This window comes from Microbulbifer sp. Q7, assembly GCF_001639145.1.
In the GTDB taxonomy this organism is placed as follows: Bacteria; Pseudomonadota; Gammaproteobacteria; order Pseudomonadales; family Cellvibrionaceae; genus Microbulbifer.
The window spans coordinates 87796-105060 of record NZ_LROY01000001.1 but is presented as its reverse complement, the minus strand read 5'-3'; the positions used below and the strand labels follow the sequence as shown (position 1 = coordinate 105060).

Here is a 17265-nt window from a genome sequence, read left to right as displayed (position 1 = left end):
TCCCCGCCCCCTCCTAAAATCTGGGGATGAAAACGATAACGCGAAATGGAACTTCGCTACGCTGGTTGAGAAGCGCCCATTGGATGGGTGTTGGTTTCCTCGCCATCGGCAGCGCCACGGCCAGCGCAGGCGGTATTTCCCTGCAGCTGGAAAACGATTCTTTCGGCCGCACCAGTGATGCGGATTACACTCAGGGGCTCAGGCTTTCCTATACCACAGACGGCCCCGCCGGCTGGGTTCAGTCCCTGTTGCCGGAGCGCTACCAAAACCGTGAGCTGGCCACGCAGGTTTTTCTCGGGCAGGCAATTTTCACGCCCTTCGAAGTGTTTGAAACCGATTTGCTGGAATACGACCGTCCCTATGCGGGCTGGCTGTATCTCGGCGGTGCCCTGCAGTCGGTGGACCTGAATCCTGGATCACCACTGCGCATCGCCGAGCGCTTTGAAGTTTCCGTGGGCATTGTCGGTCCATCCTCCGGTGCAGAGCAGGCACAGCGCGCGACGCACGCCCTGTTGCGTACCTACGACGTGAACGGCTGGGAAAACCAGTTGCGCGACGAACCTACCCTGCAGCTGAGCTATGCGCGCAAGTGGGCGCGTATCCAGCCGGTGGGTGAGCGCGGTCTGCAGCTGGAATGGTCCGCTACCCTGGGTGGCAATCTCGGCAATGTGAACCGGTCACTGGTATCCGGGGTGGGTGTGCGGTTTGGTCGCGATCTGTTTTCGAGCCTCGGGGTCAGTGCGCTTGCACCCTATACCACCGGCCCGGAAAGCGGCATGCGTGCCGGCGGCTGGTACCTGTATTCCGAGCTGCAGCTGCGGGTTGTGTCACAGGATATTTTCCTTGACGGCAATACCTTCAAGGACAGCCACAGCGTGGAAAAAGAAACCCGGGTAGGGGAGTGGCAGTTCGGGCTGGTGCTGCCCACCGGCCGCTATCGCTGGAGCGCCTATCACGCGCGGCGCTCGCAGGAATTTATTGATCAATATGCGGATGTGAATTTTTTTGGCATTGGTCTGAGCGCTTCGTTCTGACGCTTTTCCCAATACTTTTTTCTATTTCCTTCCCTGACCGGCATTGGGGCTCAATGGTCCGCGCCCAGCAGCGACAGCAGGGCGTCTTTGTCCTTGGGCAATCCGCTGGAGGCGGCGGCATCAAACAACGCATCCGCCAGTGCCTGTTTCTGCTGTTGCATCTGGTGGATGCGCTCCTCCACGGTGTTTTCCGCCACCAGCTTGTACACAAACACTGGCTTGTTCTGGCCGATGCGGTGGGCGCGGTCGGTGGCCTGGTTTTCCACAGCCGGATTCCACCAGGGGTCGAGATGAATCACCACATCCGCCGCGGTGAGGTTGAGACCGGCACCGCCGGCCTTGAGGCTGATCAGGAATACCCGCACCTCACCGTTCTGGAAGCTGTCGATGGCCTGCTGCCGTTTGCGGGTCTGGCCGGTGAGCTTGGTGTAGTCGATGTGCGCATCCTGCAGCTGCGCTTCCACCAGTTTCAGCACTTCGGTGAACTGGGAGAAGATCAGGATATTGCGCCCTTCCTCCAGCAGTTGCGGCAGGGTTTCCTGCAGCCACTCCATCTTGGCGCTCTCCTGAATACCGGCGGCCTTGTCGAGCTTGACCAGTCGCGGGTCGATACAGGTCTGGCGCAGTTTTAACAGGGCGTCGAGAAATTCGATATGGCTTCTGGCAATGCCTTGCCGCGCGACCAGTTCGCGAATGCGCTTTTCCATACTGATGCGCACACTTTCGTACAGGGCCCGCTGCTTTCTGCCCAGCTCCACATACTGGATGGTTTCGGTCTTCGGCGGCAGCTCGGACACCACTTCCGATTTGGTGCGCCGCAGCATGAACGGCCGTACCCTGCGCGCCAGCTCCTGCTGCCGTTTGAATTCGCCGCGGTTTTCGATGGGCGTGCGGTAGGCTTCGTTAAAGGTTTTACGGCCGCCCAGTAGCCCCGGCAGGGCAAAATCCATCAGTGACCAGAGTTCTCCCAGGTGATTCTCCAGCGGCGTGCCGGAAAGGCACAGCCGGGTCTCGCTCTTGAGGCGCCTGACACACTCGGCCGCCTTGGTGGTGGGGTTTTTGATGGCCTGCGCCTCGTCCAGTGCCACCACACTGAACCTGCGCTTGCTGTATCGCTCCCAGTCCCGCACCAGTAGCGGGTAGGTGGTGATCACCAGGTCACTTTTGTTGATGTGGTTAAACGCTTCGGCGCGCTGGGGGCCGTGGATCAGGGTGACGCGCAGGTCGGGCGTAAAGCGCGCCGCTTCGTGCTGCCAGTTACCGGTGAGGCTGGTGGGCGCAATCACCAGTGCGGGCCGGTTCAGTGCGCCGGTTTCCTTCATGTGCTGCACAAGCGCGAGTGTCTGCAGTGTTTTCCCCAGTCCCATATCGTCAGCGAGGATGCCGCCGAAGCCATAGCGCTGCAGGAACACCAACCAGTTAAGCCCTTCCTGCTGGTAGGGGCGCAGGGTGGCGTTAAGCCCTTTGGGTACGGGAACCGTTTCCAGCCCGGAAAAGTCCCGTAATTGCGCGATCATTTTGCGCGTGGCGGGCGCTTTGCGCTCATCCAGCTCTGCCAGCGCGTCAAACTGCGCGGCCTGGAACGCGGGTAAGCGCACCGCGCCACCGAGCTTCTTCTCTTTCAGCAGGTCCAGCAGCAGGCCGCGGATGCTCTGTAGCGGCTGGGTATTCACGCTGACCCAATCGCCGTCCAGGTTGATGGTCAGCTCATCCGGGGCATCCTGCTCCAGCCAGTGCTCTACCAGTTCGGCGATGGGAAACTGGCGGCCATCGGCCAGTGTCAGGTCCAGGCCAAATTCAAACCAGTGGCTGTCGCTGTCCGCCAGTCGCATGGCGATGTCCGCGCGAGTGGTATCAAACTGGTAGCTCGGGTCGGTATCGATCACCCAGCCCTGTTGCTCCAGTGTTGGTAGGGTGTCTTTCAGGAACGCGCGCCAGCGCTGGGGAATATCCTGCGGGCCATGGGAATCCGTGAGCCAGACTTCTTCCTGCCCTCCCAACTCCTCGGGTATAAGGTACAGCCCCTGTTGGTAGATTCCATCACAGTGCTGGCGCTCTGCTTCAAGGTCGCGCTGGATATGGTAATAGGTGCCGTCCTGCTCGAATGTGCTTTCCGGGCCGTCGAAGTGGCGGCTGTAGGCCGGGGGCAATGGAAACCCCGCGTAGTCGAAATGCAGCTTCAGCGCGGGCAGCTTGAGATGGTCGAGGGCACAACTCACCAGGGTGATGTGTGGCGTATAGCGGGTGACTGTTTCCAGCCGCGGCTCCACCGGCAAGGGCAGCTGCGTGGCGGGAATCTTCTGCCGCATCTGTACCGCCATCAGGCCCAGTTCCTCTTTGGAAACTGCGGGCATCGCCAGCAGGTGCTGCAGCTGTGCGGCGGGCAGGGGGGTTGTGATATCGCCGATGGTGGCGTTTTCGGTATCGAGGTAATAGGGCGGTGCCACGGGCAGCAGTTGCCAGTGGCCGCTGTCGTCGATGCCTTCCAGTTGCGCACGCAGCTGCTGGGTGTTTCCGTCCTGCGCCTGCCACTGCCAGCTGAGACGGCGGGCGGGGCCCCGTTGTAGTGCGCAGTCTTCGAAATAAAAACGACCGCTGTCGAGAAGCAGCATCAGCGCGCGCCGCCCCTGTTCGCCGATAAGGCCAAGCCGCCCCGCGGCATTCACCCGCGGCACCAGCTGCAAAATGGTGACATCGTCGTCGAGCAGGTGGCTGGGGCGGTTCCAGCCGAGCTTTGTGCTCTCCACCGGAAAGTACTTGAACTGGCTCCAGCTGCCATCTTTTTTCAGGTAGGCCTTCTTGGTAGTCAGGCGCAATTGCTGTTTGTCGTCCAGTTCCAGGAAGTACAGCAGGTAATGCTTGCCGGGCTCCAGCGGTGCGGGTTCCGTGCCGGGTGCTGCGGGTAATTCGTCGAGCCAATGCTGCCACGCGGGTGCCTGGGGCTGGGCGGAAGGCGCGGTGTCGCCCGTGGCGTCCGCGGGCTCGCGTTCCTCGTGCAGCAGTGTGAGGGCCGTCGCCACCGCATGTTTGCAGTTCAGTCCCACCGGGCAGGAACACAGGCCTACCAACCGGCCGCGCTCCACATCCAGCTCCACGCGATACACATACCGGGCCGAGCCCTTCACGCGCCCGTGGTAGGTCTCGGTTTCCTCGTCGTAATACGCCTCCATCACTCGCCCGCGGGCGAAGTAATCCTCACCGCGGACGAAACTGCCTTCATCGGCCATACGGTGAATGCTGTTAAGGCTGAACTGGATCAAGGCGACTCCCGTGCAAAGGTTTTTCGAGTGCTGGTTGGGGGCTAACCTTGCACTTTAACACGGGAACCTGACGGGGGAGAGCAGTGAGCGCCCCGGAGGGAGCTACTTGTTTTCGGTCTGGAGTTTAATTTCGGCCGGAGGTGAAGTTTTTGGTGCCACGGTATCGGTTTTCGAGAAGGCAGGGCCTATGGCGAGGCAGCCTGGAAGAGGGCGGGGTTGGATGCGCTGTTCGATAAACGCCGCAACGTCTTCCTTGGGAGCGCGGTGATCGGCGTCCTGGGGCTTGGATTTGTCGCGATAGCAGATGTCACTGCGCATATACAGTATGTGTTTGGCTTGCTCCACCTGAGCCGCAGTACAGTGAAACAGCGGGTAGTGGTTCTCCGGGTTTTCAATCGAGAGCTGTTCTTGCCGCGACTGTTCGGATAGCTCCACGGTGATGGTGGACATGATTTTTTCCATCAGGTCCCGGTAGTTGTCGATGGGGGAGCGTTGTATGCGGTAGGAATTTCCCGCATTTGACAGGTGGCGTGCGACGGAAAAGGTGGCTCGTAAGCAGCGGCGGTGGCCGATAGGGCATAACCAGTAGAAATCGTCCGACCCTTCGCGTAGTGGTTGCGCTTCAAAGTACAGCCAGTTTTGACCATTAAGCCCAAGCCATTGATTGTTCAGCGGGGCCAGATAGTTGGGCCAGCGGGGTGGCGAGAGATCGTAAATATTACGTTCGTCCGGTTCTCCAAAACCGTGGTGAAAACTACCCAGCCAGCCCTCGCTAAAGTACCCTTTCGCGTAGCGCGTAAGATCTTCTCGCCGAAATAAGCTGCAATTTATCGGCAGCTCGTCGATTTCTTCAAGTACCAGTTCGACTTGCAAATCGCCGATGCTGTGTCCGTCCAGTAGTGGGCGGCCGGTAAAGTTCCAGCCGCTGCTCCAGATTGTTATGCGACGGTCTGATCGTTCGCTGCCGGACGGCTTTGGGCTGCGGTAGTCTATGGTCTCGAGTGTGTCAGGCGAGTCTAGATCAAAGCAGTCAGGCTCATCGTCGAAAGCAAAAGGCATGTAGACGTTGGGTTGTAGTGGCGGCGCTTGGAGAGCTACGCGAGTGTCCGACAGCTCCTTGATGACCGGCCGCGCCTTGTGCCAGCTCGGCCCTTTGGGATTTTGTTCGTTACCAAACCACATATGGGTATCCTGTTCTTACACTGGCTCAGCGTTTCTGGCGCTTGTTGACCAAGTTTTGCAGTTGATCGCCGGTATTCTTGAAGTAGTAATTCCTCGCGCCAGGAAGTGATGCGATTAGGGTTGGAGCCAGGTTGTGCAGCGCCTTTACCACGGCTACGGCCAGCGAAGCGGAGCCACCTGTAGAGGCGGCAAGGCCTCCGGCTACACCAGCCGCGCCCCATTTCTTGAACAGGTATTCGCCAGTCTGGTACGTCAGATTTACCGACTTGCCTAGCCGCTCTTCCGCCGGGGTGTGGTGTATCAACTCGTGTCCTGCGCTCAGTAATGATGCGAGACCGAATTGCTCCCCGCCGACGGTTTGCGGTAGTCCCGGGGCGGCATTGTGCCATTTATCATCCTCGAGATTCATATTCAATGCGCGGCGCGCGCGGTCAGCGCTGAAGCGACTGCGGGTATGGTCACTGAGAAAGATCTTCTGCCGCTGCTTTAGGTTTATTTGCTTTTGCTGCAAGTGCTGCATGGCCTCGATCAGCACCCATGCGCCCTCACCCTGGCTGGTCCATTCAACGTGCAGGTTCTGATCATGCGCCTCAAGCATGTGTTGCGCGAGAATTCGCGCCGCTTGGCGTTGCTGCTCCGATCCTTGGTTACCCAGGGATTTGAGGGTGCGCCAGCCGGCAACCCAGGCGCTATTCTCAGGGGGGACGTACAGTAACTGGAATCCAGATTCTCGCAGTGCTCTGCGCTTGGCGGTATCTCCGTGGCTAATATGGCTTGTCATCAGCGTTGGGACATCATTTGTCGCGCCTAATTGCCCATTTACGCCTATTTTCACTGCGATTTTCGCGCTACCTGGCTGTTTTTTTGTTGGGGTTAGTCGCGAACTGGGTTTCGGCGGGAAATCAAGAACTCCTCTTTCATTCTTCTCTATCTGCCATAGCGCCGGTCTTCTGAAGTTTTCTGCTTCTCCTGTCACCAACCGAATCCCCACAATCTCCACATCCGTCTGACAGTCTCCATAGAAACTGTTCAACTCATACTCAATCTCAAACCCTCCCGCGACCAGCAATCGACGGGTGGGATGATTGGGTTTGAGCATGCTGTTGACTGGGCTGGCATCGCCTCGCAGGCTGTTGACGGCTTTAACCAAGGCTTGGGCGTGATAGCCTTCGCTACTCTGCTGCTGGCTAAGTTGTGTGAAATTGTCGAGAATCTGGCGTTGGCTGCCAGTGGCGAGAATGGTGCGGCCTTGGCCGCCGCTGCCCCAGGCCTGGAGGGCGTTGGAAGGCTGATGTAGTTGCAGATTCCCCATGCGTGATTTCCTATCCTGTGCATCGTTCAGTCCATTGAGCGCAGGCAAGAGTAACAAGCGTTTTTCCGGGCGGCAATTTAACTTGAGGTACGATGGTGCCTGTTTGCTGCGGCTGTGGTGGGGCATGCTTTTAATTCAGAATGGAGTGCTTAAGTCGATGAGAGCTATGTTTCAAAACTTGAAATTGCTTAAAACGTTTTCCGTAATTTTGTTGGTGATATCCGCGGTTTCAGGCTGCGAAAAAGAAAGCTCCGAACCTGCGGCAGCGTTGAACTCCGAAGTAGAAACTCTGGAAATGCTGGCGCCCAATTGCGCTTCGCCGGAAGATTGTACGTCCGTCTCCATTCGTCGTGAGGTCTATATCGACCATCCGGCCTTGAACGATGCCGTCTATGAGCAGTTGCTGCAGCAGCTTCAGGGCGATGTTGACAGCAGTACCCCATCGCTCGATTCGTTGGATAAGGTTGCGCAGAATTTTATTGACGATGCCGCCGACGTCGCGGATATGTCTGCCGCCCGCTGGGAATTGAACGGCGATACCAAAATGCTCGCGCGCCGGGGCGATGTGCTGACCATTGTTATCAGTAGTTACGTATACAGCGGTGGTGCCCATGGTATGCCGGTACGCCACTGGTTGAACTGGGATCTTGCAAAGCATTCGAAGCTTTCGCTGGCAGATGTGATCGAGGCAGAGAAAGAGGATGAGTTTTGGCAGGCTGCAGAAGAAGCACATCGCCAGTGGTTGGATGCACAGGGGGCGGATGTGGATTTTCGCCAGAACTGGCCCTTTGCGCGCAGCAGCGATTTCCGTGTGACTGACGATGGCCTCGAGTTGTTATACGGCGTGTACACTCTTGGCCCTTACTCGATGGGTGAAGTTACCTTGACCTTACCGATGGAGAAGATCGCCGGCCTACTGCGCGCACCTTACCGCTGATTCACCGACGCACGCTTGCTGTGGTCATCTAATAATTTGCTGTAACGAGTATCCATCCATGGAAACTGAATTTTCTCCCGCTGCTGAAACGGCACCCGTCGCGAGCGCCCGCGTGCAGCGCAGCAATATCTGGCGGCTCGCCATTGCCCAGGCGCTTGCCGGTGCCAACTCGGTGGTCGCCTATGCCACCGGTGCCATCGTAGGCAGTGCGCTGGCACCGTCACCGATACTGGCAACCCTGCCACTGACCATTTTCGTGTTGGGCATGGCACTGTGCACGTTACCTGCAGGGGCCATCGCCGGACGCTATGGACGTCGCGCGGCGTTTTTATCCGGCGCCGGTGCCGGTGTACTGGCCGGATTAACGGCGGTGGTCGCGGTGTATGTCGGCGGTGTGACTGGCTTCTGGCTATTTTGCCTGTCCACATTTTTTGGCGGTGCTTATGCCGCGGTGGTGCTGTCATTCCGATTTGCGGCGGCAGATGCGGTGGCTCCTGAGCGCAAGGCCCAGGCGCTGTCGCTGGTCATGGCCGGTGGCGTGGCGGCGGGGGTTGTGGGCCCGCAGCTGGTGAACTGGACCATGCATCTGTTGCCGCAGCCGATGTTTGCCGCCACCTTCTATGCGCAGGCCGCAGTGGCAGCACTCTCTGCAGTGATCCTGCTGGGGGTGCGGCTGCCGAAGCCCACTGCGCAGGCGCAAAAAGGTGGGCGACCACTATCGCTTATCGTGAAACAGCCGCGCTTTATCGCCGCCGCAACCTGCGGGGCCATCTCCTACACCCTGATGAACTTCCTGATGACCGCCGCACCCCTGGCGATGCATATGCACGGGCATTCCACGGCATCGTCCAACCTCGGCCTGCAGTGGCATGTGATCGCCATGTTCGCGCCCAGCTTTTTCACCGGAAAACTTATCGCGCGCTTCGGCGCCGAGCGGGTGATGATGGTGGGGCTGGTACTGATCGGCCTGTCCGCCGCAGTCGGTCTGGGTGGCATGCAGGTAGCCCACTTCTGGTGGACCCTGATTCTGCTCGGGCTGGGGTGGAATTTTGGATTCCTCGGCGCTTCTGCACTGGTGCTCGAATGCCACAGTGAGGCGGAAAAAACCCGGGTACAGTCCGCCAATGATTTCATCGTGTTTGGCCTGATGGCGCTGGGCTCCTTTGCCTCTGGCGGAATCCTGAGTACCTATGGCTGGAGCACCGTACTCTGGGCATCGTTCCCGCCACTGGCGATTACCGTGGTGGCCCTGGCGGTGTTGCAGTCGCGCACTAAGCCCGCCGCGGATGCCACGGAATCGGCCGCGTGATCGACGCAACGTGTAAAAGTGTTTGTCTGGGAGTGGGCGGCAGGGAAAGGTCAGGAACGGGTAAAGAAAATGGTGGGCCCTCCGGGACTTGAACCCAGGACCTGCCGATTATGAGTCGGATGCTCTAACCAACTGAGCTAAGGGCCCCCACCGGGGCTCGCAAGGGCTTGCGAGCGGGTTGGGAAAGTACTCGATTTCTGTTGCCAAATCAACGCTTTGCCGCGGATGGCGAGCATTTCACCAGGCCCAGTTGAAGCCGAGGCTGGCGTTGGCTCCGGACCAGTCCAGGTCGTCGAGGGAGCGCTGGTAGCCGATGTTCAGAAACGCGCTGCCGAGTGTGCTTTCCAGCAGCACCACACCACCCCCGAACTCTCCCCAGGTTGCTTGGCGCTCAAGATCGAGCTGCAGGTTCAGGTCGAACTGCAGCTGATCGTTGCCGCCGAGGGTGTGCCAGATGTTGCCAAACAGGTAGGGACGCAGGTTGCCACCCAGCCACTGGGTTTCCCCTTGGTTGCCGGTAGGATAGGCGCGCAGCCCGGCGCGGAAGTTGGCCTCCGGGGTCATGTCCGGTTCGACCCAGGAAATATCATCGTAGTAGGCGCTCAGATTGCTGTAGTTCACCACCGCCTGTAGTTGCGGTTCGATGTGGAACCTTTCGGATGGTTGCCAGGCGAAGCCTTTCTCTACCGAAAGGGTGAGCTGCGGTCCGGTGACGGTGCCGCCAATACCGCGTGAGGATTCGCTGTCCAGCTCCAGGTAGGCCACCTTGGCGGTGAAATCGAAGTAGCCCATATCCGGGCGATAGTCATTGAAGTAATAACCCACGTGATAACTGGTGAGCTGGTTGCGCCCGGCGCGGTAGTCGCGGAAGCCTCGGGCAAAGCCGGTGACGTCGCCGCTGGTGCGGGTACTGCCGACGAACAGGCCCATTTCCCGTGCGCCGCCGGTACAGGTGGGGGCGGACCAGAAATTGGTACCCACCTGAAACCCGGTGATATTGCCGTCGAAGCGGTTGCTGACGTCGCCGTGCCAGTTGTAGTCGGCGCGCATGTGGTGCACACGCATCCAGTCGTCGTTGACGCCATCGAACCAGCTACGCTGCTCTCCCCGGCGTTTGTGATAGCTGCCAATTTCCTGCAGCGAGGTGAGGCGGGCGAGGGACTTGGCCTGGGCGTACAGGGGAATCTCGGGCCGGTAGATCGGGACCGAGTTGCTGCCGATCGGGGGCGCGGCGAGGGGGGACGCTGTCGCGGGGAGGCTCAGGGTGGTGGCTGCCATGGTGCTGCCGGTAGCCATTCCGTTGGCCTCGCCGGCGGGCTGGGTTACAGGCTGCTCACCGGGGTTGAGGGTGGAGCGCAAATACCAGTTGTGGTCCGCCGGGTCCCCCGTACCGCGAAACAGATGGTATTCGTAGGGGCCTGCGGAGACGGACTGCGGCATATAAAACGCATTGCCAGACGTGCTACCGCCGTTGCGGGCCTCTACGACGAGGATGCCGTCCTGGGTATCGGCGCCGCTGCCGGCCAGTCGGTTGAAGTAGAGCCGGGTGCTGCCGCTGGCATGGCCGCCGTCGATGATCACGCGGTCGGCAAGACTATCGTCGCCGCCGGCGACCAGGTCCATGCGAATGGCGCTGCCGGCGCCGCCGATATAGTCGCCCTGGATCAGCAGTTGATTGGCGGTTTGTCCGCTCAGGTCGATGGTGCCGGCATTGAACACGGCGAGAGCCTGGCCGCCGCTGGTGTACAGGCCGGCGCTGTAGTGGGGCAGCAGCAAAGCGCTGTCACTACTGATGCCGAGATGCCCGGGATGATGCCCCGCATCGCCGAATATCAGATGGCTGTTGAGTGTCAGGCGTGTGGCCTGTTCGAGGTTGATGGTTTCCCAGCGCCGCAGGCGCGCCGGATTTTCCAACTCGAGTCCCTGAATGGTGAGAGTATCGCGGCCGGTGCCCCCGTCGAAGGCGGTGTCGAGAAAACGAATGCCGGGGCTGTTTGAGTTGAGAAGATAGTGATCATCCTCACTACCCAGTGCCACCTGGGCAGTGCTGCCAGCCGATGCCAGCGAGGTGAGTATGGCCGGCATGGCCAGCAAACAAAGCCTGGAGGCGCCGGCGTTACACGCACGGCCCGCGCTGGGATACCGCATGATTCCGTCCCTGGTACGTTTCTTTTTGGTGGCTCTGCGTGGTGGCGCATCGAGCTGTAAACACGCAGATCCATTGCGTGCACCAGTTGGTACATTGGTTCGGGAATTTTAGTTGAGCGGGAGGGGACTGCCGGGTTTTACTCCCGGCGGTCACAGATTTTGACGGGCAATCTCGCTTGGCGCGGGCGTCAGCCAATCCAGCGGGGCAGCAGGATACACGCCCAGGTGGATGCCCACAGTAGCAGGGAGATGGATACCGCGGCGGAGCCGGTGTCCTTGGCGATTTTGGACAGGGGGTGTTTTTCAGGCCCTACCCGGTCTACCACCGCCTCCACCGCACTGTTGAGCAACTCGACGATCATCACCAGCAGGGTCACGCCGATCAGCAGGGCGCGCTCGACACCGGACTCGCCCAGCCACAGAGCGGCGGGGATCAGGAAAATCGCGAGGATCACTTCCTGGCGGAAGGCCGCTTCGTTGCGCCAGGTAGCCATAAGCCCCTGACGGGAGTACTCGGTGGCGTCGATCAGACGAGAGAGACCGGTTTTGCCGGGTTTATTCACAAACTGCTCTTCCATGGTTCTGTGTAGCTCTCCACTGTGTCATCGGTTTGAAATAATTCGCAGGCCCACAAAAAAGCCCGGCGAACCGGGCTTTTCATTATGGACGAAAAGTATTGCCGTTTAACCGGTGGTCCTCATTACTCGTCCAGGAAGCTGCGCAGATGTTCGGAGCGCGAAGGATGGCGCAGTTTGCGCAACGCCTTGGCTTCGATCTGACGGATACGCTCGCGGGTCACATCGAACTGCTTGCCCACTTCCTCGAGAGTGTGGTCGGTGTTCATGTCGATACCGAAGCGCATGCGCAGTACCTTGGCTTCCCGAGCCGTCAGGCCGGACAGCACAGAGCGGGTGGCGTCGTGCAGGCCGGTGGACGTCGCGGTGTCGATCGGTGAAGACTGGTTCTGATCTTCAATAAAGTCGCCCAGATGAGAGTCTTCATCGTCACCGATCGGGGTTTCCATGGAGATCGGCTCTTTGGCGATCTTCAGGACCTTGCGCACCTTGTCTTCCGGCATCTCCATACGCTCGCCCAGCTCTTCCGGGGTGGGCTCGCGTCCCATCTCCTGCAGCATCTGGCGGCTGATACGGTTGAGCTTGTTGATGGTCTCAATCATATGCACCGGAATACGGATGGTGCGGGCCTGGTCGGCAATGGAGCGGGTGATCGCCTGACGAATCCACCAGGTGGCGTAGGTCGAGAACTTGTAGCCGCGGCGGTATTCGAACTTGTCGACCGCTTTCATCAGGCCGATGTTGCCTTCCTGGATCAGGTCCAGGAACTGCAGGCCGCGGTTGGTGTACTTCTTGGCGATGGAGATCACCAGGCGCAGGTTAGCCTCGACCATCTCTTTCTTGGCGCGGCGCGAGCGTGCCTCGCCAATGGACATGCGGCGGTTGATCTCTTTGATCTGGGCCACGTCCAGCTGGGCTTTGTCCTGCGCCTGCTGCAGTTTGCGCTGGGCGCGCTGGATTTCTTCGGCGACCTGGCGCAGGGCGTCGGAGTAGTCGCGCTTTTTCTTGATGATCGCGGGGATCCACTCAAGATTGGTTTCGTTGCCGGGAAATTCCTTGATGAAGGTTTTGCGCGGCATACGGGCACGCTTGATGCACAGGTTCATCACCAGGCGCTCTTGCGCGCGCACGTCGTCGAGAATATTGCGCACTTCGTTGTACAGCGGGTCGAACTGGCGCGGTGCCAGTTTGAAGAAGCGGAATACTTCGCCTACGGCTTCCATGGCCTCACCGGCCTGTTTGGAGTCGCGGCCGTGCTTCTTGATGGCGGCATCGGCTTTCTTCTGCGCGGCGATCAGCGCGTTCATGCGCTCGGCGAGTTCTTCCGGATCGATGCCGCCTACGTTCTCTTCCTCTTCTTCCGAGGAATCGTCGTCGTCATCGCTGTCGTCACCGTCTTTGCTGTCGGCTTTCTTCTGCGCTTCCGCAGCCTGACCAGCCTGGGCACCCGGGGGCACTTCGTCGGCGGGGTCGAGCCAGCCGGCAATGACGTCGGGAATACGGCGCTCTTCTTTCTCGATGAGTGCGTATTCGTCGATGACTTGCTGCACCGCGCCGGGCCAGTAGGCGAGCGCGGCCATCAGCTCACGCAGGCCTTCTTCGATGCGCTTGGCGATAGCGATCTCGCCCTCGCGGGTGAGCAGCTCTACGGTGCCCATTTCGCGCATGTACATACGCACCGGGTCGGTGGTACGGCCTACATCGGATTCCACGGCGGCGAGCGCGGCGGCGGCTTCGGCGGCGGCGATTTCGTCAGCGGAGCTGTCGCCTTCGGCCATCAACAGTTCTTCGGCATCCGGTGCCTGTTCGAACACCTTGATGCCCATGTCGTTGATCATGCCGATGATGTCTTCGACCTGATCGGGATCGGAGATGTCTTCGGGCAGGTGATCGTTCACTTCCGCATAGGTGAGATAGCCCTGCTCTTTGCCGCGGGCGATCAGTTCTCTGATGCGGGAGGTAGTCTTTTGCTGCTGGGTTTTGTCGGTCATGCACAACCCTGAATTCTGGGGATTGATAGTCGGGACTTTTGTCGGGACAAAGACGCGGGATTATAGCGTATATGCGATAGCAATAACCACAGTGACTGTCAAGGCAGATGGCGTGGCTCAGGGTGTCCGGGCGCGCTTGTCTTTGATTTCCGGCCGCTTATGCGGCGGGTCTCTAAATATGGTGCTCTTGCGCTGGAATTCAAGGGGGGGCTTGAACTGCGTTTGTGGTAGCGACGCCTTTGCTTCGGGTTCAGTCCTGTTTGCGGCGAAACTGTGCCAGCAGCGCCAGTTGTTCCGGGCTCAGCTGGTTGCCATTGTTTTTGAGCTGGCCCAGTAGGCCGCGCTTGCGCTGTTTTTCCGCGGCGGTGTCCAGGGTGCGCAGGCAGTCGTTGAACTCGGTTTCCGGGTCGTATTCCAGCTTTTGTCCGGCGCTGCCCACAATGGGGTGGCTCATGGCGAGGCGCGGCAGCAGCTCGCGGGCCTCCTTGCTTTCCAGGTTCAATAGCCGCCCGAACAACTGGTTGCTGTTGAGTCCCGGGTTTTTGTGCAGCACCTGCAGGACTTCGCCGAACAGCTGGAGGTCGGCATCGCTGCTGTCGCGAAAGCGCGCGCTGTCATCGATATGCTCAGCCAGTCTGGGATGGTGCAGCAGCAGGGCAATCAGCATGCGCTCTACGGGCAGGCGGTACTGGCCGCTGCGGCGGCGCGGGGCCTCGTGGTGCGGGCTGTATTCGTCGGCGTCGGATGGGGCGTCGGAAGGGTAGTGCTCCGGCCCGGCCTCGGCGTAGTCATAGTCTGGAGGCGGGCCGTCGAATGCGGGGCTATTCGCAGTGTGTGGGTGTTCGCTTTGGGGTGCTGCCGCCCGTGTGTCTGGATTGCCGGGCTGGGTCTCCGGCGGGGACTCGGGGGCGGCGGGCGGCCTGGACTGACGGGCGAATTCGGCGCTGCGGGCTTTTTCCGCGGCGATGATCTCTTCCAGCATGTCCTGTTCGAGGCCGGTGCGGCGGGCCAGTTGCTGAAACATCAGCTGGCGGTAGACACCGGCGGGCAGCAGGTCGAGCAATGGTGCGGCGGCTTTGGACAGGCGCGCACGGCCGTCCATGGTCTGGATGTTGATGCCTTCCGAGAGCAGGTCGAACAGGAAGTCTTCCAGCGGGCGACCCTGTTCGTCGATCAGCTGGTCGAAACGCTCACCGCCGATCTGGCGCACCAGGGTGTCGGGGTCTTCGCCTTCGGGCAGCAGTAAAAAGCGCAGGCTGCGGCCGTCCTGCATGTGCGGGAGCGCGGATTCCAGAGCGCGGCGGGCGGCGGTGCGCCCGGCCTTGTCGCCGTCGAAACAGAACACGATTTCCCCGGTGTGGCGGAACGCGAGCTGGATATGGTCCTCACCACAGGCAGTGCCGAGGGTGGCCACCGCGCAGCGGATGCCGAACTGGGCCAGGGCCACCACGTCCATATAACCCTCCACCACGATCAGTCGCTTCAGCTCGCGGTTGGCCTGGCGGGCCTCCCACAGGCCGTAGAGCTCGCGGCCCTTGTGGAAGATCGGGGTTTCCGGGGAGTTCAGGTATTTGGGTTTGTCGTCGCCCAGTACCCGGCCGCCGAAGGCAATGGTACGCCCGCGCTGGTCGCGGATCGGGAACATGATGCGGTTGCGGAAGCGGTCGTAGTGGTGGCGCTTGCCGGGCTCGGTCTTCGCCGGGTTGCCGTCGCTGTCCTGGCGGCGGATGGCAAGCCCCGCCAGTTCCAGTTGTTCCGCTTTTTCCGCGCTGGTGCCCAGGTGGGTGAGCAGGTTGTCCCAGCCGGGCGGTGCCAGGCCGATGCCAAATTCCTTGCACACGGCACCGGAAAGGCCGCGGTTCTTCAGGTAGGTAATCGCCGGGGTGGAGACGCTGTGGTCGCGCAGCTTCTCGCGGTAAAAGTCCGCGGCCTTTTCGGTCAGCTGATAGAGCGACTGGCTTTCCTGCTGGCGCTTGATCTGCGCCGGGGCCAGCTGTTCGCGGGGCACTTCCAGGCTGAGGCTGGCGGCGAGCTTTTCCACCGCTTCCGGGAACGGCAGGCGATCGTATTCCATCAGGAAGCCGACCGCATTGCCGCTGGCGCCGCAGCCGAAGCAATAGTAGAACTGCTTGTCGGGGCTTACCGTAAACGAGGGCGTTTTTTCATCGTGAAACGGGCAGCAGGCGGAATAGTTTTTCCCGGTCTTGCGCAGTTTTACCCGGCTGTCGACCACCGGCACGATGTCGGCGCGGGCCAACAGGTCGTCGATAAAATACTGCGGGATCTTGCCTGCCATAAAGAGCCTTCAGCCTGCCAAGTGCGGGCCTTTAGAAAGAAGCTTTCACAAACCGGCTCACGGCACCCATATCGGCGCGGCCCTGCACCTGGGGTTTCACCAGCGCCATGACCTTGCCCATGTCGGCCATGCTGCTGGCACCGGTTTCCTTGACCGCGGCGGCGACGATTTCTTGAATTTCCGCTTCCGACAGCTGCTCTGGGAGGAACTCCTGGATGACCTCGATTTCCTGTTGCTCCACTTCCGCCAGCTCCGGGCGGCCTGCTTTCTCGTACTGGGTGATGGAGTCGCGGCGCTGCTTGGTCATCTTGTCCAGCAGGGCCAGAATACGTGCATCATCGAGCTCGATCCGCTCATCGACTTCCACCCGCTTGATCTCGGCATTGATCAGTCGCAGGGTTGCCAGGCGTGCCTTGTCGCGTGCCCTCATGGCGTCTTTAGTGGCGGCGGCGAGAGTGTCCTTGAGTGTGCTCATTGGGTCGGTCCCGGATTCAATTGGCGTTGGGTTCAGGTGCTCAATATTGGAGGAATAAGGCCGTTTGGCAAGGCCTGCGCCGCTTTTGCGGGCAATAAAAAACGGCGCGCGAGAAAACTCGGGCGCCGTTTCTGGCCGCGAACTGCGTTCGCGTCAGCGTGCTGTGAGCGAGAGAAAGCTCGAACTCAGTAGAGACGCTGGAACTTGCGGTTTTCGCGCTGCATTTTCTTGGCGTGACGCTTAACAGCGGCAGCAGCCTTGCGCTTGCGAACGGAGGTCGGCTTCTCGTAAAACTCACGGCGACGTACTTCGGAGAGTACACCGGCTTTTTCGCAGGAGCGCTTGAAGCGGCGCAGTGCGATGTCAAAAGGTTCGTTGTCTTTGATGCGTACTGATGGCATTAGATTACCTGTAAAATTCGTTTCTCTCGGCCAGATCCCCCGATTTTAGGGGCCTGGATCCTGGCGGCCTTTCCGGCAAATTGCTCATCTCGCAGATGCAATCCGGAGGCCGGTTCACAGCGAGGGCGCAAATTCTATACAGATGAACTGGCCTTCGCAAGCCTGCAAGCGCGTTCTTTGCCGCATCCGTGGCGTTAATGGCAGGCTGGAACCGGGCTTATCACTATAGTCGTGAATATGGTCGGCATTACGGTCGCCCTGACAGTGCCTGAACTTTGGACGACGCGGCGTCTGGCAGCACGATTCCCCTTCTCGATTCCCCTTATAGCCGCGGGCCCCACAGAG

General features: G+C 60.1%; 12 protein-coding genes and 1 tRNA gene. 3 read left to right on the top strand and 10 right to left on the bottom strand.

Going from position 1 to position 17265, the window contains the following annotated elements; genetic code table 11:
* The first annotated feature begins 83 nt into the window (after positions 1–83).
* Positions 84–1034: a lipid A deacylase LpxR family protein gene (locus AU182_RS00420; protein ID WP_066959302.1), complete on the top strand. Its 951-nt coding sequence runs from the start codon at positions 84–86 to the stop codon at positions 1032–1034.
* Between the two features lie 50 nt (positions 1035–1084).
* Here AU182_RS00420 and AU182_RS00415 read toward each other — a convergent pair whose 3' ends face one another.
* The 3 genes from AU182_RS00415 to AU182_RS00405 form a co-directional block, all read right to left on the bottom strand.
* Entirely contained in the window at positions 1085–4294 is a 3210-nt protein-coding gene (locus AU182_RS00415) for an SNF2-related protein (RefSeq protein WP_066959301.1), read from the bottom strand.
* Between the two features lie 102 nt (positions 4295–4396).
* Entirely contained in the window at positions 4397–5476 is a 1080-nt protein-coding gene (locus AU182_RS00410; protein ID WP_066959300.1) for a hypothetical protein, read from the bottom strand.
* Between the two features lie 25 nt (positions 5477–5501).
* Positions 5502–6788: a hypothetical protein gene (locus AU182_RS00405; RefSeq protein ID WP_082859110.1), complete on the bottom strand. Its 1287-nt coding sequence runs from the start codon at positions 6786–6788 to the stop codon at positions 5502–5504.
* Between AU182_RS00405 and AU182_RS00400 the strand changes: the two genes are divergently transcribed.
* Both AU182_RS00400 and AU182_RS00395 read left to right on the top strand, forming a co-directional pair.
* Positions 6787–7725 carry a DUF3298 and DUF4163 domain-containing protein gene (locus AU182_RS00400; RefSeq protein ID WP_082859109.1) on the top strand — a complete coding sequence of 313 codons (939 nt, stop codon included), beginning with the start codon at positions 6787–6789 and terminating at the stop codon, positions 7723–7725. The genes AU182_RS00405 and AU182_RS00400 overlap by 2 nt on opposite strands.
* Before the next feature lie 58 nt (positions 7726–7783).
* Entirely contained in the window at positions 7784–9034 is a 1251-nt protein-coding gene (locus tag AU182_RS00395) for an MFS transporter (RefSeq protein ID WP_066959297.1), read from the top strand.
* Between the two features lie 70 nt (positions 9035–9104).
* Here the strand turns inward: AU182_RS00395 and AU182_RS00390 are convergent.
* The 7 genes from AU182_RS00390 to rpsU all read right to left on the bottom strand — a co-directional run bounded on the left by AU182_RS00390 (position 9105) and on the right by rpsU (position 16920).
* Positions 9105–9181: transfer RNA gene (locus tag AU182_RS00390), tRNA-Ile, on the bottom strand.
* Positions 9182–9271: 90 nt separating this feature from the next.
* The gene (locus AU182_RS00385) at positions 9272–11182 is read right to left on the bottom strand and encodes an autotransporter domain-containing protein (protein ID WP_153039070.1); all 1911 of its coding nucleotides are present in this window, start codon (positions 11180–11182) and stop codon (positions 9272–9274) included.
* 188 nt (positions 11183–11370) lie between these two features.
* Positions 11371–11760, bottom strand: coding sequence for a diacylglycerol kinase (locus tag AU182_RS00375; protein ID WP_066959290.1), 390 nt, complete (start codon positions 11758–11760; stop codon positions 11371–11373).
* 122 nt (positions 11761–11882) lie between these two features.
* The gene (rpoD, locus tag AU182_RS00370) at positions 11883–13748 is read right to left on the bottom strand and encodes an RNA polymerase sigma factor RpoD (protein WP_066959285.1); all 1866 of its coding nucleotides are present in this window, start codon (positions 13746–13748) and stop codon (positions 11883–11885) included.
* A gap of 250 nt (positions 13749–13998) precedes the next feature.
* On the bottom strand, positions 13999–16044 hold the full coding sequence (dnaG, locus tag AU182_RS00365; protein ID WP_066959284.1) for a DNA primase: 2046 nt from the start codon (positions 16042–16044) through the stop codon (positions 13999–14001).
* A 31-nt stretch (positions 16045–16075) separates the two neighbouring features.
* Positions 16076–16519, bottom strand: a complete 444-nt coding sequence (locus AU182_RS00360) for a GatB/YqeY domain-containing protein (RefSeq protein WP_066959283.1) — start codon at positions 16517–16519, stop codon at positions 16076–16078.
* 185 nt (positions 16520–16704) lie between these two features.
* Complete coding sequence (gene rpsU, locus AU182_RS00355) at positions 16705–16920, bottom strand: 30S ribosomal protein S21 (RefSeq protein ID WP_010133379.1); 216 nt, start codon at positions 16918–16920, stop codon at positions 16705–16707.
* Positions 16921–17265 lie beyond the last annotated feature (345 nt).

What these genes read in the sequence shown, in the direction of transcription:
- dnaG (WP_066959284.1), bottom strand. Translation starts at nt 16,044, where the DNA reads ATGGCAGGCAAGATCCCGCAGTATTTTATCGACGACCTGTTGGCCCGC.
- AU182_RS00410 (WP_066959300.1), bottom strand. Translation starts at nt 5,476, where the DNA reads ATGTGGTTTGGTAACGAACAAAATCCCAAAGGGCCGAGCTGGCACAAG.
- AU182_RS00400 (WP_082859109.1), top strand. Translation starts at nt 6,787, where the DNA reads ATGCGTGATTTCCTATCCTGTGCATCGTTCAGTCCATTGAGCGCAGGC.
- AU182_RS00420 (WP_066959302.1), top strand. Translation starts at nt 84, where the DNA reads ATGGGTGTTGGTTTCCTCGCCATCGGCAGCGCCACGGCCAGCGCAGGC.
- rpsU (WP_010133379.1), bottom strand. Translation starts at nt 16,920, where the DNA reads ATGCCATCAGTACGCATCAAAGACAACGAACCTTTTGACATCGCACTG.
- AU182_RS00395 (WP_066959297.1), top strand. Translation starts at nt 7,784, where the DNA reads ATGGAAACTGAATTTTCTCCCGCTGCTGAAACGGCACCCGTCGCGAGC.
- AU182_RS00360 (WP_066959283.1), bottom strand. Translation starts at nt 16,519, where the DNA reads ATGAGCACACTCAAGGACACTCTCGCCGCCGCCACTAAAGACGCCATG.
- AU182_RS00375 (WP_066959290.1), bottom strand. Translation starts at nt 11,760, where the DNA reads ATGGAAGAGCAGTTTGTGAATAAACCCGGCAAAACCGGTCTCTCTCGT.
- rpoD (WP_066959285.1), bottom strand. Translation starts at nt 13,748, where the DNA reads ATGACCGACAAAACCCAGCAGCAAAAGACTACCTCCCGCATCAGAGAA.
- AU182_RS00385 (WP_153039070.1), bottom strand. Translation starts at nt 11,182, where the DNA reads ATGCGGTATCCCAGCGCGGGCCGTGCGTGTAACGCCGGCGCCTCCAGG.
- AU182_RS00405 (WP_082859110.1), bottom strand. Translation starts at nt 6,788, where the DNA reads ATGGGGAATCTGCAACTACATCAGCCTTCCAACGCCCTCCAGGCCTGG.